General features: G+C 73.0%; 21 protein-coding genes and 1 pseudogene. 14 read left to right on the forward strand and 8 right to left on the reverse strand.

Going from position 1 to position 18273, the window contains the following annotated elements:
• Positions 1-147: 147 nt before the first annotated feature.
• The 7 genes and pseudogenes from AWQ70_RS32180 (at position 148) to AWQ70_RS41680 (ending at position 5123) form a co-directional block, all read left to right on the forward strand.
• Positions 148-789, forward strand: a complete 642-nt coding sequence (locus AWQ70_RS32180) for a class I SAM-dependent methyltransferase (RefSeq protein ID WP_067184759.1) — start codon at positions 148-150, stop codon at positions 787-789.
• Between the two features lie 179 nt (positions 790-968).
• Positions 969-2162 (forward strand): glycosyltransferase family 4 protein, encoded by a 1194-nt coding sequence (locus AWQ70_RS32185; RefSeq protein WP_245647242.1) that lies wholly within the window; start codon positions 969-971, stop codon positions 2160-2162.
• A gap of 144 nt (positions 2163-2306) precedes the next feature.
• The gene (locus AWQ70_RS32190) at positions 2307-3521 is read left to right on the forward strand and encodes an SRPBCC family protein (RefSeq protein ID WP_157530728.1); all 1215 of its coding nucleotides are present in this window, start codon (positions 2307-2309) and stop codon (positions 3519-3521) included.
• Between the two features lie 83 nt (positions 3522-3604).
• Positions 3605-3799 (forward strand): hypothetical protein, encoded by a 195-nt coding sequence (locus tag AWQ70_RS32195; protein ID WP_067184768.1) that lies wholly within the window; start codon positions 3605-3607, stop codon positions 3797-3799.
• Positions 3800-4043: 244 nt separating this feature from the next.
• Positions 4044-4433: an ArsR/SmtB family transcription factor gene (locus AWQ70_RS32200; RefSeq protein ID WP_281197157.1), complete on the forward strand. Its 390-nt coding sequence runs from the start codon at positions 4044-4046 to the stop codon at positions 4431-4433.
• A gap of 61 nt (positions 4434-4494) precedes the next feature.
• A pseudogene (locus AWQ70_RS41675) lies at positions 4495-4908 on the forward strand (cation efflux transmembrane domain-containing protein); the annotation flags it as partial.
• 38 nt (positions 4909-4946) lie between these two features.
• The gene (locus tag AWQ70_RS41680) at positions 4947-5123 is read left to right on the forward strand and encodes a cation transporter dimerization domain-containing protein (protein ID WP_245647243.1); all 177 of its coding nucleotides are present in this window, start codon (positions 4947-4949) and stop codon (positions 5121-5123) included.
• Positions 5124-5151: 28 nt separating this feature from the next.
• On the opposite strand, the gene AWQ70_RS32210 is transcribed toward AWQ70_RS41680, so the two are convergent.
• Positions 5152-6123 (reverse strand): helix-turn-helix transcriptional regulator, encoded by a 972-nt coding sequence (locus tag AWQ70_RS32210; RefSeq protein WP_067184774.1) that lies wholly within the window; start codon positions 6121-6123, stop codon positions 5152-5154.
• A 42-nt stretch (positions 6124-6165) separates the two neighbouring features.
• On the opposite strand from AWQ70_RS32210, the gene AWQ70_RS32215 reads away from it, so the two are divergent.
• The 4 genes from AWQ70_RS32215 (at position 6166) to AWQ70_RS39495 (ending at position 7811) form a co-directional block, all read left to right on the forward strand.
• The gene (locus tag AWQ70_RS32215; protein WP_067184777.1) at positions 6166-6897 is read left to right on the forward strand and encodes an alpha/beta fold hydrolase; all 732 of its coding nucleotides are present in this window, start codon (positions 6166-6168) and stop codon (positions 6895-6897) included.
• A gap of 177 nt (positions 6898-7074) precedes the next feature.
• On the forward strand, positions 7075-7461 hold the full coding sequence (locus AWQ70_RS41685; protein WP_245647244.1) for an ATP-binding cassette domain-containing protein: 387 nt from the start codon (positions 7075-7077) through the stop codon (positions 7459-7461).
• 66 nt (positions 7462-7527) lie between these two features.
• The gene (locus tag AWQ70_RS42170; protein ID WP_281197158.1) at positions 7528-7653 is read left to right on the forward strand and encodes a hypothetical protein; all 126 of its coding nucleotides are present in this window, start codon (positions 7528-7530) and stop codon (positions 7651-7653) included.
• Positions 7653-7811, forward strand: coding sequence for a hypothetical protein (locus AWQ70_RS39495; protein WP_157530730.1), 159 nt, complete (start codon positions 7653-7655; stop codon positions 7809-7811). The genes AWQ70_RS42170 and AWQ70_RS39495 overlap by 1 nt, the downstream gene beginning before the upstream one ends.
• Before the next feature lie 73 nt (positions 7812-7884).
• Here AWQ70_RS39495 and AWQ70_RS32225 read toward each other — a convergent pair whose 3' ends face one another.
• Positions 7885-8721 (reverse strand): SGNH/GDSL hydrolase family protein, encoded by an 837-nt coding sequence (locus AWQ70_RS32225; protein WP_067184780.1) that lies wholly within the window; start codon positions 8719-8721, stop codon positions 7885-7887.
• Positions 8722-8872: 151 nt separating this feature from the next.
• On the opposite strand from AWQ70_RS32225, the gene AWQ70_RS32230 reads away from it, so the two are divergent.
• Positions 8873-10108, forward strand: a complete 1236-nt coding sequence (locus AWQ70_RS32230) for an isochorismate synthase (protein ID WP_067184782.1) — start codon at positions 8873-8875, stop codon at positions 10106-10108.
• Positions 10109-10335: 227 nt separating this feature from the next.
• Positions 10336-11232 (forward strand): prolipoprotein diacylglyceryl transferase, encoded by an 897-nt coding sequence (gene lgt, locus AWQ70_RS32235; protein WP_084518050.1) that lies wholly within the window; start codon positions 10336-10338, stop codon positions 11230-11232.
• Positions 11233-11363: 131 nt separating this feature from the next.
• Here the strand turns inward: lgt and AWQ70_RS32240 are convergent, their stop codons facing one another.
• A complete protein-coding gene (locus AWQ70_RS32240; RefSeq protein WP_067184785.1) occupies positions 11364-12020 on the reverse strand; it encodes a YigZ family protein in 657 nt (218 codons plus the stop codon).
• Positions 12021-12128: 108 nt separating this feature from the next.
• A complete protein-coding gene (locus AWQ70_RS32245) occupies positions 12129-13241 on the reverse strand; it encodes a winged helix DNA-binding domain-containing protein (RefSeq protein WP_084518051.1) in 1113 nt (370 codons plus the stop codon).
• Positions 13242-13385: 144 nt separating this feature from the next.
• On the opposite strand from AWQ70_RS32245, the gene AWQ70_RS32250 reads away from it, so the two are divergent.
• Positions 13386-14129: a GntR family transcriptional regulator gene (locus AWQ70_RS32250; RefSeq protein WP_067184789.1), complete on the forward strand. Its 744-nt coding sequence runs from the start codon at positions 13386-13388 to the stop codon at positions 14127-14129.
• Here the strand turns inward: AWQ70_RS32250 and AWQ70_RS32255 are convergent.
• From AWQ70_RS32255 to menB, 4 genes are all read right to left on the reverse strand, one after another.
• Entirely contained in the window at positions 14116-14745 is a 630-nt protein-coding gene (locus AWQ70_RS32255; protein WP_067184792.1) for a DedA family protein, read from the reverse strand. The genes AWQ70_RS32250 and AWQ70_RS32255 overlap by 14 nt on opposite strands.
• An 87-nt stretch (positions 14746-14832) precedes the next feature.
• Positions 14833-16497, reverse strand: coding sequence for a 2-succinyl-5-enolpyruvyl-6-hydroxy-3-cyclohexene-1-carboxylic-acid synthase (gene menD / locus AWQ70_RS32260; RefSeq protein WP_067184795.1), 1665 nt, complete (start codon positions 16495-16497; stop codon positions 14833-14835).
• Positions 16494-17429, reverse strand: coding sequence for an o-succinylbenzoate synthase (locus tag AWQ70_RS32265; protein WP_067184798.1), 936 nt, complete (start codon positions 17427-17429; stop codon positions 16494-16496). The genes menD and AWQ70_RS32265 overlap by 4 nt, the downstream gene beginning before the upstream one ends.
• Positions 17429-18259: a 1,4-dihydroxy-2-naphthoyl-CoA synthase gene (menB, locus tag AWQ70_RS32270; protein WP_067184801.1), complete on the reverse strand. Its 831-nt coding sequence runs from the start codon at positions 18257-18259 to the stop codon at positions 17429-17431. The genes AWQ70_RS32265 and menB overlap by 1 nt, the downstream gene beginning before the upstream one ends.
• Positions 18260-18273: the final 14 nt, after the last annotated feature.

Consider the following 18273-nt stretch of genomic DNA (forward strand, 5'->3'; position numbering starts at 1 on the left):
GCCCGGGAGCGGCCCCGGCCGCCCGCCGCCCCGGAGCAGCTCTCCCTGCTGTGACACCGGCCGCTCCGGCCCGCGCCGTCCACGGCGTCTCCGCGAGGCGGCGGCCGGGCGTCCGCGCTGCCCGACAATAGGCGGGGAGGTGCGGGCATGGAGGATCTGGTGCGGGAGCACACGCGGCTCGTGGCCGTGCCGTACGTCCCGGAGATCCGGCTGCACCTGGCGCCGGACGAGGAGCAGGACGCGGTGTTCGGGCTCTGGGAGCGCACCGGCGGCCTGCCGTACTGGGCGTACGCGTGGGCGGGCGGGCAGGCGCTGGCCCGTCACGTGCTCGACCATCCCGAGCTGGTCAGGGGCCGCACCGTGCTGGACCTCGCCTCGGGCTCGGGCCTGGTCGCCGTCGCCGCCGCGATGGCGGGCGCGGCCCGGGTGGTCGCCAACGACGTCGACCCGCACGCCATGGCGGCGATCGTGCTCAACGCCCGCGCCAACGGCGCCGCCGTGACCGTGCGCCGGGGCGACATCCTCGCCACGACGCCGCGCGAGGACGTGGTGCTGGCCGGCGACGCCTTCTACGACGCCCCGCTCACCGAGCGGGTGATGCCGTTCCTCCTGCGAGCACGTCCGGCGGCCGGCACGGGCGCCGCCGGGCGGACGGTGCTCGTGGGGGATCCCGAGCGCGCCTGCTCCTATCTCCCGCGCCACCTGTTCGCGCCGGCGAGCGTCCACCTGGTCCCCGCCGCGCTTGAGGACGTTCCGTACAAGCGCACGACCGTCTGGCGATTGATGTGATACAGATCACATCAACGTAGGCACTTCCTAACTCGTCCTAGGAAATAGGGGTAAAAACCGAAATAGGACGGGGACATATTTTGTCGCTTAAGGGGTTATTGCGACGTTTCGTGGTTCAAATACGGACTACGAGTGACAGAAGACGCCTTCGGCGCGCCGAACCGCGAAATACCCATGAGGTGCGCATCCTCCTGCTCCACGCGAACGGGATGGGCGGCACGATCCGCACGGTGTTCAACCTCGCCGGATATCTGGCGAGGGAGCACGACGTCGAAATCGTGAGCGTGGTCCGCGAGCGCGAAGAGCCCTTCTTCCCCGTTCCCCCAGGTGTGCGGATCCGATACCTGGACGACCGGATCCCCAAGCGGAAGGGCCTGCTGTCCCGTTTCCCCAGCAGGCTGGTGCCGAAGGAGGAGGCCGCCCACCACTGGTTCACATTGCGCACCGATCTCAAACTCATCCGCTACATCCGGGGGCGGCGGCGCGGGGTGCTCATCGGGACCCGGCCCGGCCTGAACCTGATCATGTCGCTGGTCGCTCCCCCGGAGATCATCACGATCGCGCAGGAGCACGGGAATCTCGGCGGCCACGGTCCGGAGGTGCGCAAGCAGATCGCCCGCCGGTACGGCAGGCTCGACGCGGTGGTCACCCTGACCGAGACCGACCTGCGGGCGTACGAACGGGCGCTCAAGACGCGGCCGCGCCTGCTCGCCCAGGTGCCGAACGCCGTGACACGGCTGGAAGGGGGCCTCTCCGCGCTCACCGAGAAGACGGTCGTCGCCGTCGGCCGGCTCACCTACGGCAAGGGCTACGACCTGCTGATCCGCGCCTGGGCGCACGTGGCGGCCCGCTACCCCGACTGGACCCTGCGCGTCTTCGGCGACGGGCCGCGCCGCGAGAAGCTGCAGGCGCAGATCGACAAGCGGGAGCTGACCGGAAAGGTGCTGCTCATGGGGTCGGTCGGCGACGTCGGCGGCGAACTCGCTCGGTCGTCGATCTACGTGCTCAGCTCCCGGGGCGAGGGGATGCCGATGGTCATCCTCGAGGCGATGAGCAAGGGCGTGCCGGTGGTGAGCTACGACTGCCCCACCGGCCCCGCCGAGCTGATCACCCACGGCCACGACGGCCTGCTCGTCAAGCCGGAGAAGATCCACGCGATGGCCGACGCGATCTGCACCCTCATCGAGGACGAGGACCTGCGCCGCAGATTCGGCGCCAACGCGGTGGAGAAGGCCGCCCGCTACGACCTGGAGGTCGTCGGCGCGCGCTGGGAGGATCTCCTGGACGGCCTGCGCCGGGACGGAGCCGCACCCGATCGCCCGGATCAGAGCGCGGCGCGTGACCTGCCCGCCCCGACACGACGCCCCCGGTAAGACGGCCGCGCCGAGACGGCCCAGTGAGACGGCCCAGGTGAGACGGGCGCGCCGACACGCCCGGGTGAATCGTCCGCGACCCGCCGGGTAGAGGGCCACGAGCGAACGAAGGAGGCTGAGGGCAGCGAGGGAGGCATGATCATTATGCGTACTTCAGCTCATCCTCGGCGGGACCGCTACACCGGAGTCGTGTTCGTGGAGCGGTCACCGCTGCGCCGGACCCTCGGGGCCGCCGGCGCGGGCGTCTGCGCGGGCGCGGCGATCCAGTACCTCTGCGACCCCGACCGGGGCCGCACGCGCCGGGCGCGGGTCCGCGACAAGGCCGCCCACGCGACGCACAAGATGTACGGCGGCGTCGCCGTCCTCGCCAGCGACCTGCCCAAGCGGGGGCGCGGCGCTCTCGCCGGGGCGCGGCATCGCGTGACCGGGAGATCCGGCGTGGACGACCGCGTGCTCTATGAACGTGTGCGGGCGCAGCTCGGCCGGTACGTCTCGCACCCGCACGCGGTGGAGGTCCACGTCGACGGCGGCGTCGTGACGCTGGCCGGGGACATCCTGAGCGCGGAGCAGCAGCGGGCCCGCCGGGCGGTGCGCCGGGTCGCGGGGGTCAAGCGGGTGGACACCCCCTGGAGGACCCATCGCGAGGCCGGGGACACCCCGGGGTTGCAGGGCTCGTCCCGGCCGAGGAGGCCGGTGCCGGAGTTGCTGCAGCAGCGCTGGTCGCCGAGCGCACGGTTGGTCGTCGGCTGCTGCGCCGCTCTGATGTGGGGACTGGGCGGCAGGCTCCCGCGGCCGCTCTCGTGGGCGGCACGCTCCGCCTGCGCGGTTTTGGCCGTACGCGCGGTCACGAACCTCCCGCTTCGGCGGCTCACCGGGATCGGCTCCGGGCGGCGCGCCGTCGACCTCCAGGACGCGATCTCCATCGCGGCCTCTCCTGAGGACGTCTGGGCGCTGGTGAGCGACTACCGGCTCCTCGCGGAGATCATGCCTGATGTCCGCGAGATCCGGCTCCTCGGCGAAGGCCGGTCCCACTGGGTGGTCGCGGGCCCCGCCGGGACGTGCATCCGCTTCGACGCGGTGGAGACCCGGCGCGAGGAGGGCCGGGAGATCGCCTGGAAGACCGTGGAGGGGCAGCTCTTCGCGCACACCGGGGCGCTGCGACTCACCTCCGACACCGAGGGCCGCACCCGCGTGCAGGTGCAGATGGCCTACAACCCGGCGGTCGGGGCGATCGGCCACACCGTGGCCAAGCTGCTGGGCGTGGACCCCGTCCACAAGCTCCGGCAGGACCTGATGCGGCTGAAGACGTTCACCGAGGAGAAGAAGGCGGCCGCCCGCCCGGTCGCCGCCCACGCCTGACCGAAGAGCGCATGGCGCTCCCACCGGAGGGCAGGTGGATCCGTACTCCACGGGGTGGAGGAAACGGCAGCTCGGGAGGGAGCATGGGCCAGCCACAGCAGCCGGAGGCGCGCAGGTCCGAGCGCGGCGGCACCACTCAGAACGCGGCGGAGGCCAAGGCGCGGTCCGGCGTCGGAAAGGTGCGCAAGGGCCGCCCGCACGGCATGGACAAGGGCAAGAAGGGCGGCGGCAAGGGAGGCGGCGTTCCCCCCGAGAACCAGCCGCCGTACCCGTCCTGAACTCGATCGACGCATACACATGAACGGCCCGGAACGGACACGTCGGCCGTTGAACCGGGACGAGCGCCGCCGGACGCGCGTCCGGCGGCGCCACGCCGGTCTTTCCCGGTACGCGGGAGCCGCGGGCGGCGCCCCGGGCGGTGGCACGCCGGAGTGAACCCGGCCGGTCGATCAGGGGGCGGTTGACAGGGCGAGGCGCGCGTCCAATATCGTTGCTCATATGAATACTTCTTCAAATGAGCGAGTGGCGGTCATCGACGGGTGCACCGTGCGCGTGGTGGACGCTCCCAGGGTGGCGGCGGTCCGCGAGCGGATGCCGGCCGCCGACGACCTGGCCGGCACCGCCGAGGTGTTCGGGCTGCTGTCGGACCCCGGACGGCTGCGCCTCCTGCTCGCCCTGCTCGACGGCGAGCTGTGCGTGTGCGACCTGGCCGCGGTGACGGGGCAGAGCGAGTCCGCGGTGTCGCACGCGCTGCGGCTGTTGCGCGCCCACCGGGTGGTGACGAGCCGCCGCGCGGGCCGGATGGCGTACTACCGGCTGGAGGACGCCCACGTGCGGATGCTCCTCGACCTGGCCATGGCGCACACCGAGCACACGTTGCCGGTCCGCCCCGAGCCCGGCGCGGACGCCTGATGGGCGCGGGACACGGGCACGCCGCACCTACGGCTCCTATCGCGCGGAGGTCTTCGCCTCGCTGCTCGCGGTCGCGCTCATGCTCGCCGTCTCGGTGTACGTCGTCGCCGAGGCCGTGGGCCGGATCGGCGCCGCCGCCGAGGTCTCCTCCGGGCCGATGCTCGTCGTGGGGGCACTGGGGCTGGCCGTCAACCTCGCCGCGTTGCTGCTGCTCCGGGCGGGGGCGTCGGAGAGCCTGAACGTCAAGGGCGCCTACCTGGAGGTCCTGGCCGACACCGTCGGCTCCATCGGCGTGATCGCCGCCGGGTGGCTGGTCGCCGCCACCGGCAGTCCCGTCTGGGACACGCTGGTCGCCCTGGCCATCGGCGCCTTCGTCGCCGTACGGGCCGTCTCGCTGGGGCGGCAGGTCTTCGCGGTGCTCGGGCAGCACGTCCCGGCGGGCCCCGAACCGGCGCTCGTCGCGGGCGACCTCGCCGCCATCGACGGCGTCCGGGACGTCCACGACCTGCACCTGTGGACGCTGACCTCCGGGATGCAGCCACCGTCCACCTGGTCACCGACGACCAGTCCCGCAACCACGCCGTGCTCGACGAGGCGCGCCACCTGCTGCGCGCCCGGCACGGCATCGCGCACGCGACCCTCCAGGTCGAGCCCGCGGATCATCTCGGCTGCGACGAGCTCGGCTGGTGACCCTGGCGGCGCGGGGCCCGGCCGGGAGTCAGGAATCGGCGAGCAGCAGCTGAGCGAGGGCGCGCACCTCGTCGCGCAGCTCGTCCGGCCTGATGACGGTGAAGCGCCAGCCGAGCCCCGCGAGCAGCCGGGCCATGCCGTCCAGCCGCTCGGCCCGCGCGATCACCCGCACTCCGCCGCCGGCCCCGCCCTCGGCGCCGGGTTCCTCCACCGGAGCGAGCGTCGCCACCGCCGGCGGGAGCCGGCGGCGCGCCTCCTCCAGGCTCGCCGCCAGCACGACCTCCACCTCGTGCGCGTACGGCACGCCCGCCAGGGACTCCAGCACGTGCGTCGCCGGGTCGAACCCGGCGGCCGGGGCCGGGAACCGCTCCCCGGTGGCGTCCGCGCGCGACACCCGGTCCACGCGGAAGGTCCGCACCTCCCCGCTCCGCTGGTCGTGGCCCGTCACGTACCACCGGCCGGAGTGGAACACCAGCCCGTAGGGGTCGAGCTCCCGCTCGCTCTCGCTCCCCCGGTACGACCGGTACACGATCCGCACCCGGCGGCGACGGCGCGCCGCGTCGGCGAGCGTGAGCAGCGCGGCCGCGTCGGGGCGGGGAGCCTCGGCCGCCCGCGACGTCACCTCCACCGTCTCCTCGATCGCGCGCACCCGCTCGCGCAGCGCCTCCGGCAGCACCCGCCGGATCTTGGCCAGGGCGCTCTCGGTCGCGGTCTCCCCCACGGACAGGCCGGTACGGCGGCCCGCGAGCAGGCCGAGCACGACGGCGGCCGCCTCGTCGTCCCCGAACATCAGCGGCGGCAGCTTGTATCCGGGGCGCAGCCGGTACCCGCCGTACCGGCCCCGCTCCGCCTCGACCGGCAGGCCCAGCTCGCCGAGCCGTACGACATAGCGGCGGATGGTGCGCTCGTCCACCTCCAGCCGGGCGGCGAGCTCGCGCCCGGTGAGGCCCGGACGGGCCTGGAGCAGTTCGAGGAACGCCAGAACACGATTCGTTGACATATCAGGACCGATTCTGCCCTGATATGCCGTTAGCTTCGAGCCATGACGACTTATGTGCTGGTTCCCGGACTCTGGCTCGGCGCGTGGGCGTGGCAGGGCGTCGCGTCCTCCCTGCGCGCGAGCGGCCACACCGTCCACCCCCTCACGCTCACCGGTCTCGCCGACCGGTCCCACCTGGCCTCGCCCGAGCTGACGCTCGACACCCACGCCGACGACATCGTCAACCTGATCCGGTACGAGGATCTGCGTGATGTGGTGCTCGTCGGGCACAGCCTGGGCGGCGCGGCGGTGACCGCCGCGGCGGACCGGGTCCCCGACCGCATCGGGCGGGTGGTCTACCTGGACGGCGGGCCCGTCCCCGACGGCGTGGCGCCGATCGAGATGTCCGGTCGCGAGTTCGTCGAGGCCCGGTCGGACGGCTGGCGCTACCCCTTCCCGTCCTGGGAGGACCTCGAGGCGTCGGGAGCGAGCCTCGAGGGGCTCGGCCCGGCGGAGCGCGAGCTGATGCGCGCGCGGGCGACCGCCCACCCGCTCGGCACGATCAACGAGCCGATCCGTCTCACGGGGGCGTTCGACCGGCTGCCCAAAACCCTGGTCAGCTCGTCGTTCCCCCTCGACCAGGTCAGGGCGCTGATCGCCCAGGGGCACCCGCTCTTCGCCGCGCTCGCCGGGCCCGAATGGGAGCTGCGCGAGGTGCCGACCGGCCACTGGCCGATGTTCTCCCGCCCGGTGGACACGGCCGCGGTTCTCGCCGAGATCACGCCTGGGGGCTGACCTCCGAAGCCCCCCTCGCGCGCGGCCGGTCCACGCCCGGGACATTTGTCCCGTCCGATTCCGGATGCTTCGATCTACGTGCGCCGGCCGTGTCTTCGTAGCGTTCCGACCAGGGAAAACACGGAAAGCACGGCATCTCTGGAGAACGTCACCAAGACGTTCGGGGCCACCCGGGCCGTGGACGGCCTGACGCTCTCCCTCCCCCGGGGCCGGACCGTGGCGCTCCTCGGCCCCAACGGCGCGGGCAAGTCCACCACCATCGGCGTGCTCCTCGGGTTGTTCCCGCCCGACTCCGGCACGGTCTCCCTGTTCGGCGGCGACCCCGAGCGCGCCGTACGGCAGGGCAGGGTCGGCGCCATGCCGCAGGAGGGCGGGATCATCGCGAGGGTCACGGTGCGCGAACTGCTCACCTTCGTCTCCCGGACCTATCGCGAGCCGCTCCCGCTCGACCGGATCCTCGCCCTCGCCCGGCTCACCGCGCTGGCCGACCGGCGGGTGGACCGGCTCTCCGGCGGCCAGGCGCAGCGGGTGCGGTTCGCGATGGCGATCGCGGGCGACCCCTAGCTGATCGTCCTCGACGAGCCGACCGCCGTCCTGGACGTCGAGGCCAGGCGGGAGCTGTGGGCGCCCATGCGGGGCTTCGCCGAGCGCGGCAGGACGATCCTGTTCTCCACGCACTACCTGGAGGAGGCCTTCGTCGCCCTCACCACCGACAGGACCCGTCCCGGCGGGGCTCCCGTGAAGGAGGACGCCTGATGCCCGGCTACATCCGGCTCGAACTCGTCAGGTCCCTCAGGGACGGCGGCTACATCGTCTTCGGCGTCGTCATGCCCGTCGTGGTTCGGACGGCCCGGCACAGCACCCGCAACCGGATCGAGGCGGCGCGGCAGGCCAGGCACGACGGCTGGCTCTGAGACTTCCCGGGCGGCTCGCGGGAGGGGGACCCGGGACGGGCCCGGCGCGGCGGAGCCGACGGCCGGACGGCGATCAGGCCGCCCCGGCTCCGGACGGCACCAGGGCGGCGGCGCCCGCCGGGAACGCCGCCTCGAACGTCACCTCGGCCAGTGCGCGCTGCCCCTCCCCGCTCGGGTGGAAGTAGTCCCACGCGCTCACATGCCGCAGCGTGTACGGGAAGGAGAACACCGCGCCGCCGTCGTAACGGCAGGCCGGGCCGTACGCGAGGCAGGCCTTCTCCAGGGCGTCGTTGTACGCGATGACCTGGGCGCGCACCCGGTCCCGCCGCAGCCGGTCCTTCCTGGCCGACGAATCGGGGTCGGCGAGCATCGACGGGCAGATGTGCCCGACCGTCCAGAAGGTCCGCGCCAGCGTGCTCGTCCTCCCCACCGACCACAGCCGGCGCAGGTCGGGGATGCTGCCGACGAACACCCTCGCGCCGGTGGGCCGGAGCACGGCGAGGGCCTCGCGCACCCGCCGTTCGAAGACCGCGACAGGGGTCATCTCCGACTCCGAGCCCACGCACGCGTCCTGCGCGCCGATCAGGACCGTGACGTAGCCGGCGCCCTTCTCGACCGCGGCACGGGCCTGGCCGGGCAGGTCCGCGCTGGTCGAGCCCGGGACGGCGAGGTTCACGTTGTGCCCCCCGATCCCCGGGACGAGCGCGCGCAGCCGCAGGTAGTGGCTGTTCACCCCGGCGTCGTCGCCGGTGGACCAGGACCGGGACGCGCAGGAGACGTACCAGCCGCAGGCGTTGAACCCCGAACTGATGGAGTCGCCCAGCGCCGCCATCACCATCGGGGCGGTCGGGGCGTGCGCCGAACCCGGAGGCAGCAGGGCCGCGGCGGCGAGAATGGACGCGATCTTCATGCGGCCAAAGGTAGAGAGCCCGGCCGGGCTTGCTCCATCACCTCTGGGGAAGCCGTGCCTTATGTGACCGACTTCCTATCACGGCTTGACAGGGGGCCCGGCCAGGGGGGCTCATGTCGAACGCGTTCAGTTTCTGCGTAAAGTGGTTCAAGTGAGTGTCGCTCTCATCCGCCCCCTCGTGGTGCGCACGGTCCCCGTCAGCGATCCCGGAGACCTCGTCTCCTGCCTCCCTGACGCGGCGCCGTACGCGTGGATCCGGCACGGCGAAGGGCTGGTCGGCTGGGGCGAGGCCGCCCGGGCCGCGATCCCCCCGGGCCCCGACCGGTTCCGCTGGGCCCGCGACTGGGTGTCGGCGCTCTTCGCGGACGCGCGCATCGACGACGACGTGGAGGCGCCCGGGTCCGGGCCCGTCGCGTTCGGCTCGTTCACCTTCGAGGCCGACGCCCCCGGCTCGACGCTGGTCGTCCCGCGCGTGGTGCTCGCCCGCAGGGGCGGCCGCGCCTGGCTCACCACGATCGGCGCCGACCGGCCGCCCGTCCTCCCGGCCTCGCCGGCCGCGCCCGCCCCTCCCGGCCGCATCCGGTACGGCGACGGGTCGCTCACCGCGCCCGAGTGGCAGCACGCCGTGGCGCGCGCGGTGCGGCAGATCAACGACGGCAGGCTCGACAAGGTCGTCCTGGCCCGGGACCTGACCGCCGTCGCCGAGAACGACATCGACGTCCGCGTCCTGCTGTCCCGGTTGTCGGCCCGCTATCCCGAGTGCTACACGTTCTCGGTCGACGGCTTCACCGGCGCCACCCCGGAGCTGCTGGTACGCCACCGGGGCAACGCCATCGAGTCGCTCGTCCTCGCGGGCACCACCCCGCGCGGCGAGGACGAGGCCGACGACCTGGCCCGCGGCGCCGCGCTCTACGCCTCCTCCAAGGACCGGTACGAGCACGTCTGCGCGGTCAGCTCCGTCAGGGAGGCGCTCGCCCCCCTGTGCTCGGCGCTCGACGTGCCCGACGAGCCCGAGCTGCTCGTGCTCCCCAACGTGCAGCACCTCGCCAGCCGGGTGACCGGGCGGCTGTCGGACGGCGCCTCCGTGCTCGACGTGGTGGCCGCGATGCACCCGACCGCCGCGGTCGGCGGCACCCCCACCGGCGTCGCACTCGACGTCATCCGCGAGCTGGAGGGCATGGACCGCGCCGGCTACGCCGGGCCGGTCGGCTGGATCGACGCCGGAGGCGACGGCGAGTGGGGCATCGCGCTCCGCTGCGCGCAGATCACCGGCAACCGCGCCCGCCTGTTCGCCGGGTGCGGCATCATGGGCGACTCCGACCCGGTCGCCGAGCTGGCCGAGGCGCAGGCGAAGTTCCGCGTCATGCGGTACGCCCTGGAGAGCTGACCGGCGCGTCCCGGGCCCACTCGGGCCCGTGTCACCGGCCCCGAAGCAACCCTCCGTAGTCGCGGCGCCACTCGTGCCCCGGCTCACCGGGCGGCGGCGGGGTTGGGCGGCGACCGAACGGCCGTCGGATGCCGCACCGGCTCGGCTACGCCAGGTAACGTCGCGGAAGGTTCGCGATGAGGTCAGGAAGGCGGCCACGTGGCCTCGCGTTGGCTAGCCTCACCGGCATGCCTCTCGCTTCGATTCCCAGCCCTTCCGAAGGGGTCTGGCATCTCGGATTCATCCCGATCCGGGCCTACGCACTGTGCTTCATCATCGCGATCGGCTTCGGCATCTGGCTGAGCGAGCGCCGCTGGCGAGCCCGCGGCGGCGAGAAGGGCACGATCGGCGACATCTCCGTCCCCGCGGTGATCTTCGGCCTGATCGGGGCTCGCCTCTACCACGTCATCACCGACTGGCAGACCTATTTCGGCCCGCACGCGATCAAGGAGCCCTACCAGGTGCTGTTCGTCTGGGAAGGCGGGCTCAGCATCTGGGGCGCGGTCGCCCTGGGAGGCCTGGGCATGTGGCTGGCCTGCCGACGCCGGGGGCTGTCCCTGAGCGCCGTGGCCGACACGGTCGCGCCCGGCATCGCGTTCGGGCAGGCGATCGCCCGCTGGGGCAACTGGTTCAACCAGGAGCTGTACGGCAGTCCGACCACGTTGCCGTGGGGCCTGGAGATCGACCAGGCGCACGGCGGCGAGCCAGGCGTGCTCTACCACCCGACGTTCCTGTACGAGTCGCTGTGGGACGCGGCGCTCGGTTTCGGACTGATCCTGGCGGGCAGGCGGTCCACGCTGCGCCACGGCCGCCTGTTCGCCCTCTACGTCGCCGGCTACACGTTCGGGCGGTTCTGGATCGAGGGGCTGCGGATCGACCCGGTCGGCGGGGTGGACCACGCGGTGACGCTCCTGGGGCTGCGGATCAACCAGTGGACCTCGATCGTGTTGTTCATCGGCGCGCTGGTCTACCTCTGGGTGACTCGCGACAAGGACACCGAACAGATCGTGGTGCGGGCCTCACGACACAAGGCCTCGCACGACGAGAACGGCGGGCAGGTCTCCGATCCGATCGAGAGCCCCTGACGCGATCGGCATGACTGTCGGTCGCAGCGGTGAATCCGACCTTGAGAACCCCACCCGGCACCACGACCAGACCGCCAGCGGCATCGTCGCGACCCGCGGCGCCGTCGCCGCGATCCGCGGCGCCCAGAGAGTTACTTCGGGGCCGGCTGCACGGACCCGAGCGGGGGGCCGTCCTCCCTGAGGTGGACCCCCTCCCCCGGGAGGGCGATGGCGCGGCCCGCGGTCACGCCCGCGAGCCAGCCGGCGAAGCCGTCCAGTGCGCCGTCGGCCACCGCCACCTCGAAGGTGACGTCCGCGCCATAGTCCACGGCCCGCACCGGGTACGGCGAGACGCGCAGGTCGTTCTCCAGCCGTCCGGCGTGCGCGTGGTCGATCACCACCGACATGATCGTCGCGGGCACCATGCGCACGCTCACCGCCCGGTCGAGCGCCTCGCCCACCGCCCCGCCGTACGCCCTGACGAGGCCGCCCGCGCCCAGCAGGATCCCGCCGAAGTAGCGCGTGACCACGGCCACGACGTCGGCGAAGCCGCGCCGGTTCAGCACCTCCAGCATCGGGGTCCCGGCCGTGCCGCCCGGCTCCCCGTCGTCGTCGGCCTTCTGCACCCGGTCCCCCAGCACGTACGCCGTGCAGTTGTGGGTGGCGTCGCCGTACAACCTCCTGCGCTCGGCGATGAACGCCCGCGCCTCCTCCTCCGTACCGACCGGGGCCAGCGCGCAGATGAACCGCGAGCGGCGGACCTCGGTCTCATGCTCCACGGGGCCGGTGACGGTGAGATAGGAGGGCATTCCGCCAGCCTAGTGCGGAGACCGGCGGTGCCCGCGCCCAGCGCCTTTACAATGTAGATTCGCTGATCGCCCACTCTCCGGCGACCTCCGGTGGGCAGGCGACCGCAGTCATCCGACCGCCACCTCCAGGGGGCCGCCGAGCAGGGCGGCGATCCGTTCGGCGGCCGCCCGCAGCGGCTCTCCCGGCACCGGCTCGACGAGGTCGGCGGTCAGGCGGCCGTCGCGCGCCTCCCACACCCCGGCCACCCTCCCCCGGTACACCACGACCGGGGAGATCCAGCCCGCCGCGCGGCTGACCTTGGCACGGGCGGCCGCCGGCAGCAGCGCCGTCAGGTCGCGCGGCGCCCCCAGCACGTACTGGTCGAACCCGGGCAGCAGGTGCACGTCTTCCGACGGCCGGGCGGCGGCCAGCGCGTCCAGGTGCTCGGCGAGCGCGAACATCGGCACACCGTCCACCTCGACCTCGGCGAGCTCGGGACCGAGGTCGTGAAACCAGCCGCGCAGCGTCGCCTTGCGGGCGGCTCCCCGCAACAGCCAGATGTCGAACATCGCGGGGGTCGCCGGGCCGTGCGCGCCCAGGAACGCGCGCACGAGGCTCCTGCCGCCCTCCTCCACGGACGGCAGCGCCCCCGGCCAGCCGGGCACCCGGTCGGCGGGCCGGGCGAAGGTCACCCGCCCGTCCCGCGCCGGGCCCTGGCACAACTCCCCCAGGAAGCTCACCGGCTTGAGCAGCGCGCCCCAGCCCGAGGTCAGCGCCTCGCGCAGGTGGGCGGCCCCGGTCAGGTCGATCACCGCCTCGACCAGCTCGTCCCGGGTGAGGGAACGCCCCTTGAGCGCCTGGGGCACCGCCCCGATGATCGTCTCAACGTCGGCCGCGGTGACGCCGTGCCCCCGCTGCCACGACCCCTTCTCCCAGAACGGCAACGAGCCGAGCGTCGCGCAGTACACCGGGAGCTCGTCCGCCGGCACCAGGTGCAGGGTGCCGCGCATCAGCCAGGTCCTGACGAGCGTGCGGTCCTCCCACAGCGCCTCGTCGACCGCGCCGGGTCGCGGAGCGGCGGACCGGACCGCCAGCGCCAGCTCGGCGGAGGAGGCCACCTGGGCCTGTACTCCGCACAGTCTCCGGGCGATCGCCACCGGATCGGATCCGGCGGCGGGCGCGACGAGCTGGCGCTCCAGACGCCATCCGAGTACCTGAGGCCATGTCAGTCGTACGGTCACCCGGGAAGTTCTACACCGCGCCACCGACAGAACCGGCACCGGCAGCACCGTCGCCGAGGACGCCGCGCCACACACCGCACACGCGGCCACGAACCGAGACACACCGCTTCGTCAGGACATTATGACGTCCGCTAATCTCGACGTGTGACTTCCGAGCGTCTGGACATCGACCTGGACCGGTCGAGCCCCGTCCCCCTCTACTTTCAGGTCGCCGAGCAGATCTCGGAGGCGATCCGCCGCGGTGACCTCGCCCCCGGGTCTCGGCTCGACAACGAGATCCAGCTCGCCGACCGGCTCGGGCTCTCCCGCCCGACGATCCGCCAGGCGATCCAGTACCTCGTGGACAAGGGCCTGCTCGTCCGCAAGCGCGGCGTCGGCACCCAGGTCGTCCACGGCCAGGTCAAGCGGTCGGTCGAGCTCACCAGCCTGTACGACGACCTGCGGCGGGCCGGGCAGGAGCCGGCCACCCAGGTGCTCTCCATCGAGACCGCACCCGCCGACGAGGACGTCGCGGCCGTCCTCGCGGTGCCCGAGGGCACCGAGGTGCTCCGGATCGAACGGCTCCGCTACGCCGCCGGAGAGCCGCTCGCCCTGCTCAACAACTGGCTGCCGATCGGCCTCGCCGACCTGTCCGCCACGTCCCTGCAGGAGCGCGGGCTGTACGAGCTGCTGCGCGCCGCCGGGGTGCGGATGCGGGTGGCGAACCAGCGGATCGGCGCCCGCGCGGCCACTCCCACCGAGGCGCGGCTGCTGGACGAGCGACGCGGCGCGCCCCTGCTGACCATGATCCGCACGACGTACGACGACCAGGGGCGGGCCGTCGAGCACGGCTCCCACCTCTACCGGGCCTCGCACTACTCCCTGGAGGTCACGCTCATCGAGCGCTGACCGACTCCGGCTCGTCCTCGGCCGCCCGGACCTTCCGCTTGAGCCACACCGTGGTGCCCAGGCCGAAGAGCAGGGCGGCCACCAGGCCGACCCACGAGAAGCCCTTCAGCCACTTGTCGGCCACGATGCCCAGGTAGTAGATGGCCGTCGTCGTGCCGCCCGCCCACACGATGCCGCCGAGCACGTTCGCGACCAGGAACCGCCAGTACGGCATGCGCAGCGCTCCGGCGAGCGGGCCGGCGAGGATGCGCAGCAGGGCCACGAACCGGCCGAAGAACACCGCCCACATCCCCCACCGGTCGAAGAGGCGCTCCGCCTTGGCGATGTGGGGCGGCCCGAAGTGCTTGGGGAACCGGCGGCCGAGCCGGTCGAACAGCGGCCGGCCGCCCTTCCACCCGATGTAGTAGCCGATCGAGTCGCCGATGATGGCCCCGGCGCTGGCGCAGACGCCCACCACGACCGGGCTGACCACGCCCTTGGACGACAGCAGCGCCGCGCTGACGAGGACGATCTCCCCCGGAAGCGGGATCCCCAGGCTCTCCAGCCCGATGACCGCGCCGACGAGGACATAGACCCAGACGGCCGGGATCGTCTGCAGCCACTCCTCGACGTGCATGTCACTCCTCAGCTAGGGGGCGGTTCGGCACGCTCCATTCTGCCGCCGTCCCGGCAATGGCACGTCCATCGCGAGGACCATCGTGGGTCAGTCTCCGGTAGCACTCGCCGTCATCGCGGAGCGTACGGCCTCGCCCATGGCGGCGTGTACGGCGGCGTTGCCGTCCCGGCGGGTGCGCACCTCGACCATCCGCATGCCGTCCCCCTTGATCGCCCTCGGCAGGTCGTCGAGGTCCTCGACCCGCGTGTACGGCAGGCCGGTGGACGCGGCGAGATACTCCAGGTCGACGCCGTGGGACGTCCCGAAGATCCGCTCGAACGGCTCGCCCAGGGTCGCCTGCGGCAGCAGCGAGAAGATCCCGCCGCCGTCGTTGTTGACCACGACCAGGCACAGGTCGGGCCGCGGCTCCTGCGGGCCGAGGATCAGCCCGTTCTGGTCGTGCAGCAGCGTCAGGTCGCCGATCAGCGCGTACGACGGGCCGTTGTGGGCCAGCGCGGCGCCGACGGCGGTGGACACCAGCCCGTCGATGCCGGACGCGCCGCGGCTCGCCATCAGCCGCAGCCCGCGCCGGGGCCGCATGGCCTGGTCGAGGTCCCTGATCGGCATCGAGGAGCCGCAGAACAGCAGCGACCCGTTCGGCAGCAGCTCGACCAGGTCGCGGGCCACCCTCGGCTCGCTGAGGCCGGAGGCGTCCAGGACGCCGTCGATCGCCTGCCGGGCGACGTGCTCGGCGTGCCGCCAGGAGCGCAGCCAGGAGTCGTCGCCGGACGTGACCGGGATCTCCACCGCCTGCGCGACCTGCGTCGCCGACCGGGTCGGGTCGGGCCAGCGGGTCAGGTCCGAGGCGACCACGATGTGCTCCTCGGCCCGTCTGATCCACGACAGCAGCGGCCGCGACAGCCCGGGACGGCCGAGCGTGACGACGACGTCGGGCCGGTGCGCCTGGGCGAACTCGGGGATGCCGAGCAGGAAGTGGTAGGTCGAGATGGCGTGGTCGCCGTAGCGGCCGCCGCCGTTCGGCTCCGACAGCACCGGCCAGCCGGCCATCCCGGCGGCCGCGACGTACCGGCGGACGTTGGCCGCGCCGTCGCCGACGACGAGCACGCCGCGCCTGGTCGGCGGGATGTGCAGCGCGGACGCGGGCGGGGCCACCCGCGCCCTGATCCACGCGCCGCCCGCGTCGCCGTCGAGCGACTCGCACCAGGAGCCGTCGCCGTCGGGGATGAGCGGCTCGCGGAAGGCCAGGTTGAGGTGGACCGGGCCCGGGTCCGGCGGGCCGGCGGCCCGCTGGTAGGCCCGGCAGGCCAGCGAGCGCCAGTACGCGGCCTGCCCCGGCCGGTCCTCCGGCACGCCGACCTCGGCGAACCAGCGGACCGCCGAGCCGTACATCTTGACCTGGTCGATGGTCTGGTTGGCCCCGGTGCCGCGCAGCTCCGGCGGCCGGTCGGCGGTGAGCACCAGCAGCGGCACCCCCGACTCCGACGCCTCGATGACGGCGGGGTGGAAGTTCGCGGCGGCGGTGCCGGACGTGCAGATGATCGCGACCGGCCGCTCCGACCGCTTGGCCAGTCCGAGCGCCAGGTACGCGGCCGACCGCTCGTCGATCCGCACGTGCAGCCGGACCCGCGGCTCCTCGTGCACCGCCAGGGCCAGCGGCGCCGAGCGGGACCCGGGAGCGAGGACGACGTCCGTCACCCCGCAGCGCACCAGCTCGTCGACCAGCACCGTGGCAAGCGCGGTCGCGGGATTCACTGCCGCCCCTCTCCGGCCGTTCCGGCGGCCTCCTCCATCCGTCGTGTCCAGGCGGGCGACTCGATCTCGAGCGCCGCGAGGGCGCGCTGATCCACCTCCGGACGTCGTACGGCTATCGCCCCGCCGACGGGGACGAGGGAGTCCGTGACGACGTCACCGCTGAGCAAAGGCATCGTCCCGAGTCCGCAAGCGTACGGCAATTCGGGCAACGCGGCAGCGAGGGCGAGACCCGCGGCCAGGCCGACCGACGTCTCGACGGCGCTCGACACGACGACGGGCAGCCCGCACGCCTCTGCGACGCGCAGCGCGTTGCGCACGCCGCCGAGCGGCTGCACCTTGACGACCGCGATGTCGGCCGCCTCCGCGGCGCGGACCTTCAGCGGGTCCTCCGCGCGGCGGATCGACTCGTCGGCCGCGATCGGCACGTCCACCCGGCGGCGGACGGCGGCCAGCTCGTCGAGCGTGGCGCACGGCTGCTCGGCGTACTCCAGGTCGAACCGGTCGAGCTCCTTGAGCCGCCGGACGGCGGAGTCGACGTCCCAGGCGCCGTTGACGTCCACGCGGACCCGGCCGCCGGGGCCGATCGCGTCGCGGACCGCCTCGACCCGCGCCATGTCCTCGGCGAAGTCCTGGCCGCGTTCGCCGACCTTGACCTTGGCGGTGCCGCAGTGCGAGAGCCGTACGATCTCGGCCGCCTTCTCCGGGCCGACGGCGGGCACGGTGGCGTTCACAGGGATGGAGTCGCGCAGCGGCGCGGGCCAGCCCTCGAAGGCGGCCTCGCGCGCGCAGGCCAGCCACCGCGCGCACTCGGCGGGGCCGTACTCGGGGAAGGGCGAGAACTCCCCCCACCCGGCGGGTCCGTGGATCAGCACGCCCTCGCGGACGGTCTGCCCCCGGAACCGCAGGGTCATCGGGATGCGGAAGACGTGCACTACGGGCGGCGCGGGAACTTCGCGAAGTCCGGGGTGCGCTTCTCCTTGAACGCGTCGCGGCCCTCCTGGGCCTCCTCGCTCATGTAGTAGAGGAGCGTCGCGTCGCCGGCGAACTGCTGCATGCCGGCCGCGCCGTCGGTGACCGCGTTCAGCGCGCCCTTGAGCATGCGCAGCGCCAGCGGCGACTTCTCCAGCAGCTCACGCGCCCACTGGACGGTCTCCTCCTCCAGGCGCTCCAGCGGCACGACCGCGTTGACCAGGCCCCACTGCAGGGCGGTCTCGGCGTCGTACTGACGGCAGAGGTACCAGATCTCGCGCGCCCGCTTGAGGCCCACGGTCTCGGCCAGCAGCCACGAGCCGTACCCGCCGTCGAACGAGCCGACCTTGGGCCCGGTCTGCCCGAACTTCGCGTTGTCCGCGGCGATCGTGAGGTCGCAGCAGACGTGCAGCACGTGGCCGCCGCCGATCGCGTAGCCCGCGACCATCGCGATGACCGGCTTGGGGCAGCGCCGGATCTGCACCTGAAGGTCGAGGACGTTGAGACGGCCCATGCCGTGCGTCTTGTCGTCGACGTAGCCGTCGTCGCCGCGGATCTTCTGGTCGCCGCCCGAGCAGAACGCCCGCTCGCCGGCGCCCGTGAGAATGATCACACCGACGGAGGTGTCCTCCTGGGCGACGTTGAACGCGTCCCGCAGCTCGAAGAGCGTCGTCGGGCGGAACGCGTTGTGCCGCTCCGGCCGATTGATCGTGATCTTCGCGATGCCCTCGGCGGTCTCGTAGATGATGTCCTCGTACTCGCCTGACCGCTTCCAGTCGACGCCGCTCGTCACACTCGCTCCTCACT

The sequence above is a fragment of the Microtetraspora niveoalba genome (assembly GCF_001570405.1).
Classification (GTDB): Bacteria; Actinomycetota; Actinomycetes; order Streptosporangiales; family Streptosporangiaceae; genus Microtetraspora; species Microtetraspora niveoalba.

Bases quoted from the DNA above. Each gene is read 5' to 3' on its own strand.
- AWQ70_RS32180 (WP_067184759.1), top strand. From the start codon at position 148: ATGGAGGATCTGGTGCGGGAGCACACGCGGCTCGTGGCCGTGCCGTAC.
- AWQ70_RS32190 (WP_157530728.1), top strand. From the start codon at position 2,307: ATGCGTACTTCAGCTCATCCTCGGCGGGACCGCTACACCGGAGTCGTG.
- AWQ70_RS32195 (WP_067184768.1), top strand. From the start codon at position 3,605: ATGGGCCAGCCACAGCAGCCGGAGGCGCGCAGGTCCGAGCGCGGCGGC.
- AWQ70_RS32210 (WP_067184774.1), bottom strand. From the start codon at position 6,123: ATGTCAACGAATCGTGTTCTGGCGTTCCTCGAACTGCTCCAGGCCCGT.
- AWQ70_RS32215 (WP_067184777.1), top strand. From the start codon at position 6,166: ATGACGACTTATGTGCTGGTTCCCGGACTCTGGCTCGGCGCGTGGGCG.
- AWQ70_RS42170 (WP_281197158.1), top strand. From the start codon at position 7,528: ATGCGGGGCTTCGCCGAGCGCGGCAGGACGATCCTGTTCTCCACGCAC.
- AWQ70_RS39495 (WP_157530730.1), top strand. From the start codon at position 7,653: ATGCCCGGCTACATCCGGCTCGAACTCGTCAGGTCCCTCAGGGACGGC.
- AWQ70_RS32225 (WP_067184780.1), bottom strand. From the start codon at position 8,721: ATGAAGATCGCGTCCATTCTCGCCGCCGCGGCCCTGCTGCCTCCGGGT.
- lgt (WP_084518050.1), top strand. From the start codon at position 10,336: ATGCCTCTCGCTTCGATTCCCAGCCCTTCCGAAGGGGTCTGGCATCTC.
- AWQ70_RS32240 (WP_067184785.1), bottom strand. From the start codon at position 12,020: ATGCCCTCCTATCTCACCGTCACCGGCCCCGTGGAGCATGAGACCGAG.
- AWQ70_RS32255 (WP_067184792.1), bottom strand. From the start codon at position 14,745: ATGCACGTCGAGGAGTGGCTGCAGACGATCCCGGCCGTCTGGGTCTAT.